The sequence below is a fragment of the Lonsdalea britannica genome, from assembly GCF_002111595.1.
Classification (GTDB): Bacteria; Pseudomonadota; Gammaproteobacteria; order Enterobacterales; family Enterobacteriaceae; genus Lonsdalea; species Lonsdalea britannica.
The window spans coordinates 48,989-63,857 of the sequence record NZ_LUTN01000017.1 but is presented as its reverse complement, the minus strand read 5'-3'; the positions used below and the strand labels follow the sequence as shown (position 1 = coordinate 63,857).

Genomic DNA, 14,869 nt, shown 5'->3' with positions numbered 1-14,869 from the left:
GAATCGCGCTCTCTTTTATGGGGATGTTCATGCCGATCGGACTCATGATGATCAAAACGTATGGGGCAGATGCGTTGTTAAGGAAGCAATAGACATGGCGTTAGAGGCTAATAAAACGATACCCCGGCGAATCTCCATCGCCGAGACCTACGTTGACGACACCGGTCGCCACCAAAAAATCGACAGGTCGACACAAACGAAACTGCTGAGTTTGCTGAGCGCAGAGGGGATCAATGACCAGCCTATTCCGCCGGTGAAAGTGTGGCGCGAGGGGGAGCCTGTGACGATCTGGGTGCAGGGCAACGGCCGCTATCGCTGGACGTTCCACTACGAGCAAGGCGGCCTGATTGAGGGCGAGATCGTTGGGGGGACATTCCTGACGCTGCCCGAGCCTTTGCCTCAGGGGTATCATCGTCTGACGCTGGAGCAGGACGAGCGGCGATGGCGTTGTCAGGCGATTGTCGCGCCGGTGTGTTGTTATGAGCCGGAGGCGCTGTCGCAGGGAAAACGCTGGTGGGGCGTCTCCGTACAGCTCTATACCCTCCGTTCTCAGCATAACTGGGGCATCGGTGATTTCGGCGACTTGAAAACGCTGCTGGAAGAGGTGGCGCGGCGCGGCGGCGCGTTCGTCGGACTTAACCCGCTGCATGCGCTCTCTCCCTCGGAGCCGGATAACGTCAATCCTTACTGCCCCTCGTCGCGTTACGGGATTAACACCCTCTATATCGACGTCAATCACGTGGATGATTTCCTCCAGAGCGAGGAGGCGCAGCGGTGGTGGCGAAGCGACGAGACTCAGCGTCGCGTATCCGTCGTCCGCGGCAGCCGCTGGGTAGACTATCCAGCGGTCACTACGTTGAAGCTGGACGCTTTGCGCCTGTCTTTCCAGCACTTCAACCTGCGCAGCGCGCTCGATCCGCGTCGGCTCGCCTTCCAACAATTTATCTCTCGCGGTGGCGACAGGTTGCAGCAGCAGGCCACTTACGAGGCGTTATACGTCTGGCTCGAACGTCACGGCGAGACATTCAGCGACTGGGGCCAATGGCCGGAATGCTATCAGGATGCGCAGGGAGAAAGCGTGGTCTGCTTTCGCGAGACTCATGTTGAAGAGATCATGTTCTATTGCTGGTTGCAGTGGCTGGCCCATGAACAGCTGGCCGCTTGCTACGATCACAGCAAACAGCTGGGGATGCCGCTGGGGCTTTATCGCGAAGTGGCGGAAGGCGTGGCGTGCCACAGCGCCGATAGCTGGCAGGAACGTTCCTTATTTTGTCACGACGCCAGTATCGGCGCCGTGCCGCAAACGCGGATGCCGCAGGGACAAAGCGAGCCTCTGGCGCCGGTCAATCCGGTCCAGCTCCAGCGTTACGGCTACCAGCCTTTCATCGATATGATCCGCAGCAATATGGCGCATACCAGCGCGGTGTGTCTCCATCATGTGGCGTCGCTGATGCGCGAGTGGTGGGTTCCGCAGGAACGGGAATCGGAAGACGGCGGCTTTATCTATTATCCCGTGGACGATCTGCTGGCGATCCTGGCGCTGGAGAGCCAACGCCACCGCTGTATGGTGATGGGCGATGAACAGGGCGTTTTGCCTGAAGGTATGGTCAGTAAACTGCGGGATAGCCGCATCTACTCCTGCCGGGTGCTGTTTTTCGAACGCAACCAGCAGGGAGAATTCTACGCGCCGCAGGATTATCCTCCGCGCTCGATGGCGACCGTGACCACGCACGATTTACCGACGCTGCGGGGTTACTGGCAGAGTATTGATCTGATGTTGGCGCACGAGCTGGGGCTGTGTTCCGGCGATGTGCTGTTGAGCCGCAGACTCAAGGCGCGTGAGCAGGCGAAACAAGCGCTGCTGGACGCGCTGCATCATTACGGTCATCTGCCTCAGCGCGTAGGACGTAATGCGACGCTGACCACGATGAGCACCCAACTGAATCGCGGCGTACAGCGCTACCTGGCGGAAAGCGCCAGCGGCCTGCTGGGACTGCGACTGGAAGAGTGGCTGGATATGGCGACGCCGGTCTGTGTGCCGGGTGGAGAAAAGCAGTACCCCAACTGGCGGCGCAAGCTGAGTCGGTCGCTGGATTCCATCTTCGGGGATAGCTATCTGGAACGGCTGGTACGGGATATCGATCTACGGCGAAACGGACCGTTGCCGAGCAGGAATGACGGCACGCCGGTCGGGAGGTGAGCGGGGCGACTGCCGACCCGTTTGGGGTCGGCAGTCTGAAACGCGGTGAAATCAGTAGTAAGAGTGTTCGCCGGGCTGATGCTCGGTAAGATCGCGCACGCCAGCCAGTTCCGGGAACTTCTGCAGCAACTCTTTTTCGATCCCTTCTTTCAGCGTGTAATCCACCATCGAACAGCCGTTGCAACCGCCGCCAAACTGCAAAATGGCAAAACCGTCGTCGGTGATTTCCATCAGTGACACCTGTCCGCCGTGACCAGCCAGCTGCGGGTTGATCTGCGACTGCAAGACGTATTCCACGCGTTCGACCAGCGGAGCGTCGTCGTCCACTTTGCGCATTTTGGCGTTAGGCGCTTTCAGCGTGAGCTGGGAGCCTAGCTGATCGGTGACGAAATCGATCTCGGCATCTTCCAGGTAAGGGGCGCTGAGCTCGTCGACGTAGGCCGACAGCTTCTCAAACTTCAGCTCGGTATCGTTCGGCTCAACGGCATCGGGCGGGCAGTAAGAAACACCGCACTCGGCACTCGGGGTGCCGGGATTGATGACGAAAACACGGATCTGGGTGCCTTCCTCTTGCTTTGCCAGCAGTTTGACAAAATGCTCCTGAGCACTGTCGGTAATAAGGATCATAATATTAACTCAATAGTTGACTACGCCAGTTGGTTATAATACGCCCATCGCACCGGTGACTACAAGGTGCGACACAGACACCAGACCTGGATGTGCGCCGCGCCCTGCCTCATGAGCACCCGGCTAATCTCCGCCATCGTACTACCGGTCGTCACCACATCGTCCAGCACCACGACCCGTTTTCCCGCTAACGGCAGCGTACAGCAAAACGCCCCGCGCAAATTGCGGCGGCGGCCCGCGGCGCTTAATTGCCTTTGCGGTGGGGTGGCGCGGGTACGGGTGAGGCCGCTCGCCTCGTAACGACAGCGCAGCCAGCGTGCCAGCGGCGCGGCCAGGAGCGCCGTTTGATTATAGCCTCTGCGCCACTGCCGTCCCCGATGCAGCGGTACGGTCAACAGCAGGTCGGGCCGGGGGTACAGGTGATGCGGCGCGCTCAGCGCTGAGTGCCGATAGCGCTCGCGCCAGCACAGCCACAGCAGGCGCGCCAGTGCGGGGGCGAGGTCTCCGTGACCATAAAATTTCAGCTGTTTGATCAACGCATCCAACGGCGGCCGATAATCGGAGACAAACAGAAGGGCATGCCAGGGCGGCGGATGTTGCAGACAGCGCCCGCAGGGGAGCGATGGCGAGGCCGCGGGCAGACCGCAGCGCGGACAGCAGCAAGGCGGCGGCGGAAGACGACGCAGGCAGTGACTGCATATCCCATGATGACTATCATACAGCGGCTGCTGGCAAAGCCGGCACTGCGCCAAAAAGGTGAACATCCTGTTTCCCCTCATAATGAACGGCGACGCGACATCATTTTTTTACGTTGAGAAGAAGGACAATAACGCATGGCTACGTTGCATTGGCAGACGGAAGGCGAAGGCGAACAAGACATTGTGCTGCTGCACGGATGGGGACTGAATGCTCAGGTCTGGAACAGCATTATTCCGCGATTGGCGCCGCATTTTCGCCTGCACCGCGCCGACCTGCCGGGCTATGGACAAAGTCAGGGTTTTGGGCCGATGCCGCTGGCGGAGATGGCCGCCGAGGTGCTGAAAAGCGCGCCCGAGAAAGCCATCTGGCTGGGCTGGTCGCTGGGCGGGCTGGTGGCGAGCCAGATTGCGCTGACTCATCCAGCACGGGTGACCTCGCTGGTGTCGTTGTGCTCCTCTCCCTGCTTTCAGGCGCAAGAGACGTGGCCGGGCATCAAACCCACCGTGCTGACGGGGTTTCAGCAGCAGTTACAGGACGATTTTCAGCGCACCGTGGAACGTTTTCTGGCGCTGCAAACGCTGGGGACGGCCAGCGCCAAACAGGATGCCAGACTGCTGAAATCTGTGGTGCTGGACCAGCCGATGCCGACGGTGGACGTATTGAACGGCGGACTGGAGATATTGTCGCAAGCGGACTTGCGGGAGCCGCTGGCAGCGCTCACCGTTCCTTTCCTGCGGATTTACGGCGCGTTGGACGGATTGGTACCCCGCGCTATCGTGCCGCTGCTTGATGAGCGCTGGCCGCAGTCGACGTCGGTGATCGTGCCCAAGGCGTCGCACGCGCCGTTTATCTCACATCCTGATGAGGTGGTCGAAGCGCTGTTGACGTTCACCGCGTCACGATAACGGCATCTCGTCATGCGCATTGCCGGAACGCGCCGCGCCCACGCGTGAGATTGTCCAGGTGATGCCAGTTGTGACGGTGTTCATCAAAATGTAAGAAATCATCACTAGCTTATGTCCGGACCCTGATTAACTGCGAAGGACATAACCTAGAATGAAACTCCGTTGGCTACTTCCCTTTCTGATTTCATCAGCTCTGCCGAGCTTTTCCCACGCACAGACGATATATCCCATCGACCGCGCGACGATGCCAGCGGGCGGTCGCTTCGACTTTAAAGTCGAATTCGACGAGGTGTTGAAGCCGGAAGATATCCGCATTCAAATTAACGGCCGCGATTACCAACAGGTGCTGGGCAAACAGGCCACATTTGTTGAACGTGAAGACGGCGCCCCCGTGTCCACCGTGTGGGTGCGCGATGTCGGTCTGGCGCAGGCGGGCCACTATGACGTCGAGGCGCAGGCCAAAGGCAAGACCGCCAAAGTGAGCTGGGAGGTTTATCCGGCCCCAGAAACGCGTAAGGCGAAGAACGTGATCCTGTTCATCGGCGATGGTCTGTCTGTCGCTCACCGGACCGGGGCGCGCATTCTGTCCAAAGGGATAACGGAAGGGAAGGCCGCCGGAAAGCTGGCGATTGACGATCTGCAATATATGGCGTTCGCCGGTACGTCCAGTACCGACTCCATTGCGGCGGACAGCGCCAATACCATGAGCGCTTATATGACCGGCCACAAATCCGGCGTCAACGCGATCGGGGTGTACGTCAGCCGCAGTAAAAATTCGCTCGAACATCCTAAACAGGAAACGTTGGGAGAGCTGGTGACCCGCTCGACCAACATGGCCCTCGGCATCGTCAGTGATGCGGAACTGGAAGATGCGACGCCGGCCGCCGTGGTGTCGCACACGCGTCGTCGCGCCGACAAGGCTGAAATCGCGTCCATGTTTTACGACGTCCAGCCGACGGTGATGCTGGGCGGCGGCTCCGCGTATTTCCTGCCAAAAAGCATTCCAGGCTCGAAGCGTAAAGACGATATTAACTACATCGAGAAATTCCAGCAGGCCGGTTATACGCTGGCGACGGATGCGAAGACGCTGAAGCAGAACGCCGCGACCGCCACCAAACTGCTGGGGCTGTTCCATACCGGCAACATGGACGGCGTGCTGGACCGTCGCTTCCTGAAAAACGACGTCGCCAGGAAATTCCCCCATCAGCCGGACCTGACTGACATGACGCAGGCGGCGCTGGATGTGCTGTCCAAAAATAAAGACGGCTTCTTCCTGATGGTGGAGTCGGCGCTGATCGACAAAGCCTCACATCCGCTGGACTGGGAGCGCGCGTTCTATAACACCATCATGCTTGACCAGTCTGTGGCGGTGGCGAAGAAATTCGTAGAAACCCATCCGGATACGCTGATCATCGTGACCGGTGACCACACACACGGTATCTCCATTATCGGTACGGTGGACGACAACAAGCCGGGAACCGAAATGCGTGAAAAGGTCGGCGTTTATGAAGAAGCGGGCTATCCGAACTATCAGGATGCCAACAAAGACGGCTATCCGGATGACGTCAACGTTTCCAAACGCCTGGCGGTCTTCTTTAACAACTACCCGGATTACTACGAAACCTTCCGTCCGAAGCTGGATGGCACGTTCGTCCCGTCGGTGAAGAATGAGAAAGACGAATACGTCGCCAATAAGGCCTACGCCTCTGTACCCGGCGCCGTACTGCGCGAAGGCATTCTGCCGCGTTCGGTGGATACCGGCGTGCACGCCGTGGACGACATGGTGATTCAGGCCAGCGGTCCCGGCGGCGAAGCCATCCGCGGTTATATGGATAACACCCAGCTGTTCCGGGTCATCGTCGATGCGCTCGCTATCGATGCCCGCAACACTACGAAGAAATAGCGTGTTATGTCACGGTTAACACGTTTTGCGGCGGGGCTGATGGCCCCGCTGTTCCTGCTTATTTTTTCCCTAAGCGTGATGCAGCCTGTGCGGGCGGCTTCGGTGCCTGAACTCTCGTTCGACAAACTGTATGCGTCGTTCGGCGTGCTGGGGGCCGAGTTTTCCAACGATGTGAAAACGCTGGCGGGCCAACGGGTGAAAATGCGGGGATTCATGGCGCCGCCGTTAAAGGCAGAAGCGCAGTTTTTCGTCCTGACCAAAATGCCGATGGCGCTGTGTCCGTTTTGTTCGTCGGATGCCGACTGGCCGGAAGACATCGTGGTGGTTTATCTCGGCAAGCGGCAGACCTTCGTGCAGAACAACACCATTATCGAGGTGGACGGCGTACTGGAATATGGGTCGTGGACCGATCCGGACAGCGGGTTCGTCAGCTTGTTACGTCTGCGCGATGCGCACTTCAAAACGCCTTAGGAGCCGATGGCGATGATACAGATGACGCAATTGCAGGTGAGGTTCCCCGATCTGCCGGAGCCGGTCCTGGACATTCCGCATCTTCATATTGCGGAAGGCGAGCGGGTCGCTATCGTTGGGCCGTCGGGATCGGGCAAAACGACCCTGATCAACGTCATGACGGGGCTGGACGGACGGGCCAGCGGATCGGTGCGGTGGGACCAACAGGAGTTGCTAACCCTGAGCGAAGCGGGCCGCGACCGCTGGCGCGCCCGCCATATCGGTTTGGTCATGCAGGACTTTCATTTATTTCCCGGTCTGTCGGCGCTGGAAAACGTCTTACTGCCTGCGCGCTTTCACCATTGGCGGATTCCCCACGCGCTGAAAATGCGGGCGGCGGAGCTGCTGGACCGCGTGGGACTGGATACCGGAAAGCGGGTGGTGGAACGACTGTCTCGCGGTGAAAAACAGCGGGTCGCGGTGGCGCGAGCGCTGCTGGGCGAGCCGGACATGATCGTCGCCGATGAGCCGACCGCCAGTCTGGATCGTCATAACGGCCAACAGATCGCCGAGCTGTTGATCGCGCTGGCGCGGGACACTCACACGACGCTGATCACGGTCACGCACGATCGTCAGCTCTCCGAGGGGATGGCGCGCTGCATCCGGCTGGAACAGGGGCGCATCGTGTCGGATGAGAAAAAGAAGGAGCAAACGGCATGATCCCCTGGACGTTATTAGGCGCTGATATGCGCAGGCTGTGGCCCGGTATGTTGGTCGTCATGCTGCTGATCGCGCTGGCGACGGCGCTGAGCATTGCGGTAAACCTGCAGGAGCGAGCGTTACAGCAAGGGAGCGCGCGTGCGGCGGATCGTTTCGATCTGGTGATCGGCGCGCCGGGCAGCGAAACGCAGCTGGTGCTGTCGTCGGTGTTTCTCCAGCCGTCGGCGTTGACGCTGATCCCGGCGGCGGTGCTGGACACGCTGGAGCATCATCCGCTGGTCGAGTGGGCTGCGCCGGTGGCGTTCGGCGATTTCTATCAGGGGATGCCGGTTGTGGGAACGACGGCCCCGCTGGTTACCGATAACGGCAAGCGAGCGCTCCAGAGCGGGCGGGTGTTTGAACAGGATTTCGACGCCGTTGTCGGTGCGCATACAGGCTTGAAACCCGGCGATACCTTTAGCCCGATCCACGGCCGCGTCGGTGAAAGCGGCGCGCACGCGCACGAGCATGTCCATTACACCGTTGTTGGCGTGCTGCCGGAAGACGGCAGCGCCTGGGATCGCGCCATACTGGTGCCGGTCACGGCGGTCTGGCGGGTGCATGGCATCGCCGTGCCGGGACATGAACACGACGAAGAGGGCGAACATCATCACGATGGCGACGAAGCGGAGGAGCATCACGCCGGGATGCCCGCGGGCGTACCCGCCATCGTGGTTAAACCGAAAAGCATTGCCGGGGCTTATCAACTGCGCGCCCAGTTCCGTACGGACAGCACGCTGGCGGTCTTTCCCGGCGAGGTTTTGGTGAAACTCTACGGCATTCTGGGGGATATCCGTCTGCTGCTGGATTACGTGGCGATGGGCACCCAGGGGCTGGTGGGCATTGCCGTCGCGATGGTCGCCGTGTTGCATCTGCATCAGCGCCGCAGACAGATTGGCGCGCTGCGCGCCTTTGGCGCACCGCGTTCCGGAATCTTTTTACTGGTCTGGTCCGGACTGATGCTGCTGGTCGGCGCAGGCATTCTAGCGGGCGTCGGGCTGGGCTATCTGGCGGCGAAAGCGATCGCCGTCGTGATGAGTGAGAAAAGCGGCTTTGTGCTGCCGGTCACGCTCGGCGAGGAGGACATTCAGTTCGCGCTGCTACTGCTGGTCATCGCGGCGGTGGTATTGACCGTTCCTGCGATGCTGTCCTGGCGACACTCTCCGGCGCAGGCGCTGCGGGAAGCGTAATTCGTCTTTCACGATCGCCCGTGTGGGCCGCATCGGTTTTCAGGAGGATGCGAGCGCTCGCCGGGCGATATTTTCTCATCTGACGTTCTCCTCTCCCTCACCGAAACCGATTCGTTCAACGAGCACGTTCAGGAAAACCTTCACATGCTGACGTACTCGCCGCCATCTCCGGGATATCATTTTCGACAACGGCACGATCATCAAGTCTTTGAAAGGCGGCCTGACGAGCAGTGTGGTGCGAGCGGCAATGAACCGATGCAGCGTGTTGCTACTGTGCGGGTTTGGATATGAGCCACGACGGGGCGTTTGGCATTGTCGCCGGCAAGCTGAAGCTGCCTTGCGTGATGGGACTAGGAGATTATAGGGGATTATTGACGACCCTGAACGCAGAGGGAGAACGCCTGTCGCGTGCTCCCTCTTAGTCGCGTTAGCGTTTTTTGAACGCCGCCGCCAGCGCGTCGCTCATCGCACTGTTGCCAGCCGATGTGCTGGCCGCACGCGGACGCGGTTTGTTGGCGGACGGTTTGCGCGGCTGCGCTGAGTCTTGACCGCCGCGACGCGCGCCGGTTTCTCCCGGCTGCTCATCCAGACGCATCGTCAGCGCAATGCGTTTACGCTGCAAATCCACTTCCAACACCTTCACCTTGACGATATCGCCAGCTTTGACCACCGTATGCGGATCTTCCACATAGCGGTTCGCCAGCGAGGAGATATGCACCAGCCCATCCTGATGAACGCCGATATCCACGAAGGCGCCGAAGTTGGTGACGTTGGTGACGGCGCCTTCCAAGATCATGCCCGGCAGCAGATCGTTCATCGTCTCTACGCCTTCGGCGAAGCTGGCGGTTTTGAACTCAGGACGCGGGTCGCGCCCCGGTTTTTCCAGCTCTTTGATGATGTCGGTCACAGTAGGAATACCAAAGCGTTCGTCGGTGAATTCGCTGGCTTTTAGCGAGCGCAGCGCCGTGGAGTCGCCCATCAGCTCCTGCAGTTTCTGCTCGGTGGCGGCCAGAATGCGTTCCACCACCGGATAGCTTCCGGGTGAACCGTGGAGGCATCCAGCGGATTGTCGCCGTGGTTGATGCGCAGGAATCCGGCGCATTGTTCAAAAGCTTTAGGGCCGAGACGGCTGACTTTCAACAGTTGCGCACGGTTAAGGAAGCGGCCGTTCTCGTCGCGCCAGTTGACGATGTTCTGCGCCATCATGCGGGTCAGGCCCGCGACGCGGGTCAACAGCGGCACGGAGGCGGTATTCAGATCCACCCCGACGGCGTTCACGCAGTCTTCCACCACGGCATCCAGCTTTTTAGCCAGCAGCGTCTGGCTGACATCGTGCTGGTATTGGCCGACGCCGATGGATTTCGGTTCAATCTTCACCAGCTCGGACAGCGGGTCTTGCAGTCGGCGGGCAATGGAAACCGCTCCGCGCAGCGAGACATCGAGATTCGGGAATTCCAGCGCGGCCAGCTCGGAGGCGGAGTACACCGAAGCGCCCGCTTCGCTGACGATCACCTTCTGAGCGTTGATGGCCGGGAACTGTTTCTGGGTATCGAGGAAGAAACGCTCGGTTTCGCGTGAGGCGGTGCCGTTACCGATGGCGACCAACTCCACCTGATGCTTTATGCAAAGCGCAGCGACGCTGGCGGCGGCCTTCGCGGCCTGACCGGTATGCGGATAGATGGTGTCGGTCGCGACCAGTTTGCCGGTGGCGTCCACGACCGCGACTTTAACGCCGGTGCGCAGGCCGGGGTCCAGCCCCATCGTGGCGCGCATTCCGGCAGGCGCGGCCATCAATAGATCGTTCAGGTTGCGGGCAAACACGTTGATGGCTTCGTCTTCGGCTTTTTCGCGCACGCTGCTCATCAGCTCGGTTTCCAGATGCATCAACACCTTGATACGCCAGGTCCAGTTGACGACCGCGCGACGCCAGCCGTCGGCAGGGGCGTTGTTCAGCCGCAGGCCCAGATGGTCGATGATGATCTGCTCGCAGTAGCTTTCGCGCGGCGGTTCATCGAACTGTGGATCGGCGTTGAGCGCCAGTTGCAGAATGCCTTCGTTGCGACCGCGAAACATCGCCAGCGCGCGGTGGGACGGCACCTGCGCGATAGGCTCGTGATGGTCGAAATAGTCGCGGAACTTCGCGCCTTCTTCCTCTTTGCCTTCCGCCATCCGGGAGACCAGATGCGCGTTTTTCCACAGGTAGTCACGTACCTTCGCCAGCAGGGCGGCGTCTTCGGAGAAACGCTCCATCAGGATGTAGCGCGCGCCGTCCAGCGCGGCTTTGACGTCGGCCACGCCTTTGTCGGCGTCAATATAGGCTTCAGCGGCGTTTTCCGGCGTCTGGGACGGGTCGTTCCATAGGCTGTCCGCCAGCGGCTCAAGGCCCGCCTCGATAGCAATCTGACCGCGCGTGCGGCGCTTGGGTTTATACGGCAGGTAGAGATCTTCCAGCTCGGTTTTGCTGAGCGTGGTGCGAATGGACTGCGCCAAATCGTCGGTGAGTTTTCCCTGATCGTCGATGGATTTCAGAATAGTCTGGCGACGATCTTCCAACTCGCGCAGATAACCCAGCCGGGCTTCCAGCTGACGCAGCTGCGTATCATCCAGTCCGCCGGTCACTTCTTTACGATAACGGGCGATGAAAGGGACGGTATTTCCCTCGTCCAACAGTTGAACCGCAGCGCTGACCTGCTCGGTGCGGGCGCTCAGCTCCTGGGCGATGATATGGCTTAATGAGGCATTCATGAGGTTGATATCACTCGTCTTCAATTAAGGGGTGTAAAAGCTTGCGATAGTTATACGGATTGACGGCGAAAAATGCCAGCCGACGCAGACGCGGCGCGCCAGCGGGCTGCGGCGAACGTTTACCTGCATCAAAATTCCGCCAGATTGTTGTGACTTAACGCTGAATTAGCGTATTAATTGAACAAGGGGCAGCGATGCCATAATGATTTTAGACCGCCTACGCCAGTATGACGGGGTAAGTGCGTTCATTCGGTCGGGAGATTGAGGCATGACAGTAAAAACATCCACGCTGACGATGAGCGGGCAGGAGGAGATCACGCTGGAGATTCGCCGCGGCGTGATGGGAAGAGAGGCGGTGGATGTCCGCCCGTTGGGCGATAAAGATCTATGCAGCTTCGATCCCGGCTTCGCCAACACGGCAGGCTGCGAGTCCGCGATCACCTATATCGATCCTGTCGACAGCGTGCTGCTGCATCGTGGATTCCCCGTCGAACAGCTGGCGGAACAGTGCGATTTCCTTGAGGTCTGCTTTATCCTGCTGCACGGCGAAGCGCCTTCACGGAAGGAGTACGATGCCTTTTCGGAGACGATCACCCGTCACACGCTGATCCACGAGCAGATTAGCCGAATGTGCAGCGGCTTCCGCCGGGACTCTCATCCGATGGCGCTGATGTGCGCCGTCGTCGGGGCGCTGGCGGCGTTCTATCACGATGTGCTGAACGTGGAAGAACCCGAACACCGGGAACTGGCGGCCGTGCGGCTGCTCTCGAAGATGCCGACATTGGCCGCCATGAGCTACAAATATTCCATTGAGCAGCCTGCGGTTTATCCACGGAATTCGCTCTCTTATACCGCGAATTTCATGCACATGCTGTTCTCCATTCAGGCGGAAACCTATGAGGTGAACCCCGTCCTCGAACGGGCGATGAACCGTATTCTGATCCTGCATGCCGACCACGGGCAGTGTCCGTCGACGATGGCGGTCCGGGCGTCCGGGTCGTCCGGCGCCAACCCGTTCGCCTGTATCGCGGCAGGGCTGGCGTCCATGTGGGGGCCGCGACACGGCGGCGCGAACGAAGCTGTATGCGAATGCTGGGCGAGATTAAAACGGTGGATCGCGTTCCTGAATTTGTGCGTCGGGCGAAGGAGGGCGGTAGCGCGATGCAACTGATGGGATTCGGCAACTCCGTGTATCACCATTTTGATCCCCGCGCGGCGATCCTGCGTAAAACCTGCTATGAAGTGCTGAATGAACTGGGGATGGCCGACGACTTGCTGCAGGTGGCGATGGAACTGGAGCATGTGGCATTGACCGATGCCTATTTCCTTGAGCATCGACTCTACCCAGCGCCGATTTCTATACAGCGGTGATCCTCAAGGCGATGAAGCTTCCGCCAGCGATGTTCCCGGTCATTGCCGCCGTAGGGCGCACTAGCGGTTGGATCGCCCATTGGAAGGAGATGCATGAGCAGGGGCTGACCCTCTATCGCCCCCGGCAGGTGTATAACGGCCAGCCGCTGCGGGACTTCCGTTCCGCCTTAAACGACTGACCGTCTTGCGCTAGCGGCCCGCTAGCGCAGCCAGTTGGTTTTCGCCAGATCGATCACCTCGTCGCCGCGCCCGTTGATGATGGCGCGCAGCATGTACAGGCTAAAGCCCTTGGCCTGTTCCAGCTTGATTTCCGGCGGCATCACCAGTTCGTCCGTGGCGGTCACGACATCCAGCAGCACCGGGCCGTCGTGGGCGAAAGTCTCTTCCAGCGCGGCGTTCAGCTCGGACGCTTTCTCCACACGGATGCCCTTGATGCCGCAGGCGTTGGCGATGTCCGCGAAGTTGGGATTGTGCAGTTCGGTGCCATCCGTCAGATAGCCGCCCGCCTTCATCTCCATCGCGACGAATCCCAGTACGCTGTTATTAAACACCACGATTTTCACCGGCAGTTTGAGCTGCGCGACGGACAGGAAATCGCCCATCAGCATGGTAAAGCCGCCGTCGCCGCTGAATGACACCACCTGTCGGTTAGGATCGACCGACTGTGCGCCCAGCGCCTGAGGCATCGCGTTAGCCATCGAACCGTGGCTGAAGGAACCGATCAGGCGGCGTTTGCCGTTCATTTTCAGGTAACGCGCGGCCCAAACGGTGGGTGTGCCCACGTCGCAGGTGAAGATGGCGTCTTCGCTGGCATAGTGGCTGATTTGCTGGGCGAGATATTGAGGGTGGATCTCCTGTTTGTCGTTCGGCGTCGCCAGATCGTCCAGTCCTTTACGCGCCTCGACATAGTGTTTCAGCGCTTTATCAAGGAAGTGGCGGTCGTCCTTCTGATCCAGCAGCGGCAGCAGCGCCGTCAGGGTCGATTTGATGTCGCCCAGCAGCGCCATATCGACGCGGCAGTGGGAGCCGATGCTGCCGGGATTGATGTCGATCTGGATAATTTTGGCATCCGTCGGATAGAACGCGCGGTAGGGGAATTGGGTTCCCAGCAGCAACACCGTGTCGGCGTTCATCATTGCGTGGTAGCCGGATGAAAAGCCGATGAGCCCGGTCATGCCAACGCTGTAGGGATTGTCGTATTCGATGTACTCTTTGCCCCGCAGCGCGTGGACGACCGGCGCTTGTAGCGTGGCGGCCAACTGTACGACGTCATCGTGCGCATCCGCGCAGCCGTTGCCGCACATCAGAGTGATATTTTTGGATTCGTTCAACAGTTCGGCCAGCTTGTGCAGCTCGCTGTCCTCCGGCAGCACGCGCGGCGCCGGAATAGGATACCAATCCGTCGATGCGCCTTCGGGCGCAGGTTTCAGCGCGACGTCGCCGGGCAGCACAATCACCGACACCCCACGATTGAGGATCGCTTTGCGGAGGGCGATAGCCAGCACTTGCGGAAGCTGTTCAGGATTGGAAATCAGTTCGCAATAGTGGCTGCATTCACGGAACAGCTCCTGCGGGTGAGTTTCCTGAAAATAGTTGCTGCCGATCTCACTGGAAGGGATGTGCGCGGCGATGGCGAGCACCGGGACGTGGTTTCGGTGGCAGTCGAACAGTCCGTTAATCAGATGAAGGTTACCTGGGCCACAAGAGCCTGCGCAAACGGCCAGTTCTCCGGTCAATTGCGCTTCGGCGCCAGCGGCGAAAGCGGCGACCTCTTCGTGACGGGTGGGCATCCATTCGAGGGTGCCCATGCGGTTCAGGCTGTCGCTGAGTCCGTTCAGTGAATCTCCGGTGACTCCCCAAATACGTTTGACTCCGGCGCTTTCCAGCGTTTTTGCTACGAAATCGGCAACGGTTTGCTTCATAGGCTTTCGCTCCTTATGACAACGTGGGCATCTCTTCGATGGGCAGTATCTGTACAAAAAAGCGTAGATGAATAACGCGCCGCACGGGCGCGCTGGGA

Annotated in this window: 9 protein-coding genes and 2 pseudogenes; 7 read left to right on the top strand and 4 right to left on the bottom strand. The window is 59.7% G+C overall.

Annotated features, from left to right (window positions below; all coding sequences use genetic code 11):
- The first annotated feature begins 94 nt into the window (after positions 1 to 94).
- Positions 95 to 2,200, top strand: a complete 2,106-nt coding sequence (gene malQ / locus AU509_RS14010) for a 4-alpha-glucanotransferase (protein ID WP_094118634.1) — start codon at positions 95 to 97, stop codon at positions 2,198 to 2,200.
- A 51-nt stretch (positions 2,201 to 2,251) separates the two neighbouring features.
- Here malQ and nfuA read toward each other — a convergent pair whose 3' ends face one another.
- The gene (gene nfuA, locus AU509_RS14005) at positions 2,252 to 2,827 is read right to left on the bottom strand and encodes a Fe-S biogenesis protein NfuA (RefSeq protein WP_085652852.1); all 576 of its coding nucleotides are present in this window, start codon (positions 2,825 to 2,827) and stop codon (positions 2,252 to 2,254) included.
- Positions 2,828 to 2,886: 59 nt separating this feature from the next.
- On the bottom strand, positions 2,887 to 3,591 hold the full coding sequence (gene gntX / locus AU509_RS14000; RefSeq protein WP_094118633.1) for a DNA utilization protein GntX: 705 nt from the start codon (positions 3,589 to 3,591) through the stop codon (positions 2,887 to 2,889).
- Between the two features lie 69 nt (positions 3,592 to 3,660).
- On the opposite strand from gntX, the gene bioH reads away from it, so the two are divergent.
- The 5 genes from bioH to AU509_RS13975 all read left to right on the top strand — a co-directional run bounded on the left by bioH (position 3,661) and on the right by AU509_RS13975 (position 8,733).
- Entirely contained in the window at positions 3,661 to 4,431 is a 771-nt protein-coding gene (gene bioH / locus AU509_RS13995) for a pimeloyl-ACP methyl ester esterase BioH (RefSeq protein ID WP_085652854.1), read from the top strand.
- A gap of 151 nt (positions 4,432 to 4,582) precedes the next feature.
- Positions 4,583 to 6,334, top strand: coding sequence for an alkaline phosphatase (locus tag AU509_RS13990; protein ID WP_094118632.1), 1,752 nt, complete (start codon positions 4,583 to 4,585; stop codon positions 6,332 to 6,334).
- 6 nt (positions 6,335 to 6,340) lie between these two features.
- Positions 6,341 to 6,805: a hypothetical protein gene (locus AU509_RS13985; RefSeq protein ID WP_085652856.1), complete on the top strand. Its 465-nt coding sequence runs from the start codon at positions 6,341 to 6,343 to the stop codon at positions 6,803 to 6,805.
- Positions 6,806 to 6,817: 12 nt separating this feature from the next.
- Complete coding sequence (locus AU509_RS13980; RefSeq protein ID WP_254901588.1) at positions 6,818 to 7,504, top strand: ABC transporter ATP-binding protein; 687 nt, start codon at positions 6,818 to 6,820, stop codon at positions 7,502 to 7,504.
- Entirely contained in the window at positions 7,501 to 8,733 is a 1,233-nt protein-coding gene (locus tag AU509_RS13975; RefSeq protein WP_094118630.1) for an ABC transporter permease, read from the top strand. The genes AU509_RS13980 and AU509_RS13975 overlap by 4 nt, the downstream gene beginning before the upstream one ends.
- A gap of 427 nt (positions 8,734 to 9,160) precedes the next feature.
- Here AU509_RS13975 and AU509_RS13970 read toward each other — a convergent pair.
- Positions 9,161 to 11,478, bottom strand: a pseudogene (locus AU509_RS13970) (Tex family protein).
- Between the two features lie 268 nt (positions 11,479 to 11,746).
- Here AU509_RS13970 and AU509_RS13965 point away from each other — a divergent pair.
- Positions 11,747 to 13,028: pseudogene (locus AU509_RS13965) on the top strand (citrate synthase).
- 21 nt (positions 13,029 to 13,049) lie between these two features.
- On the opposite strand, the gene poxB reads toward AU509_RS13965, so the two are convergent.
- Positions 13,050 to 14,771, bottom strand: a complete 1,722-nt coding sequence (gene poxB / locus AU509_RS13960) for a ubiquinone-dependent pyruvate dehydrogenase (RefSeq protein ID WP_085652861.1) — start codon at positions 14,769 to 14,771, stop codon at positions 13,050 to 13,052.
- Positions 14,772 to 14,869 lie beyond the last annotated feature (98 nt).

What these genes read in the sequence shown, in the direction of transcription:
- AU509_RS13980 (WP_254901588.1), top strand. Translation starts at nt 6,818, where the DNA reads ATGATACAGATGACGCAATTGCAGGTGAGGTTCCCCGATCTGCCGGAG.
- malQ (WP_094118634.1), top strand. Translation starts at nt 95, where the DNA reads ATGGCGTTAGAGGCTAATAAAACGATACCCCGGCGAATCTCCATCGCC.
- AU509_RS13975 (WP_094118630.1), top strand. Translation starts at nt 7,501, where the DNA reads ATGATCCCCTGGACGTTATTAGGCGCTGATATGCGCAGGCTGTGGCCC.
- AU509_RS13985 (WP_085652856.1), top strand. Translation starts at nt 6,341, where the DNA reads ATGTCACGGTTAACACGTTTTGCGGCGGGGCTGATGGCCCCGCTGTTC.
- nfuA (WP_085652852.1), bottom strand. Translation starts at nt 2,827, where the DNA reads ATGATCCTTATTACCGACAGTGCTCAGGAGCATTTTGTCAAACTGCTG.
- bioH (WP_085652854.1), top strand. Translation starts at nt 3,661, where the DNA reads ATGGCTACGTTGCATTGGCAGACGGAAGGCGAAGGCGAACAAGACATT.
- poxB (WP_085652861.1), bottom strand. Translation starts at nt 14,771, where the DNA reads ATGAAGCAAACCGTTGCCGATTTCGTAGCAAAAACGCTGGAAAGCGCC.
- AU509_RS13990 (WP_094118632.1), top strand. Translation starts at nt 4,583, where the DNA reads ATGAAACTCCGTTGGCTACTTCCCTTTCTGATTTCATCAGCTCTGCCG.
- gntX (WP_094118633.1), bottom strand. Translation starts at nt 3,591, where the DNA reads ATGTTCACCTTTTTGGCGCAGTGCCGGCTTTGCCAGCAGCCGCTGTAT.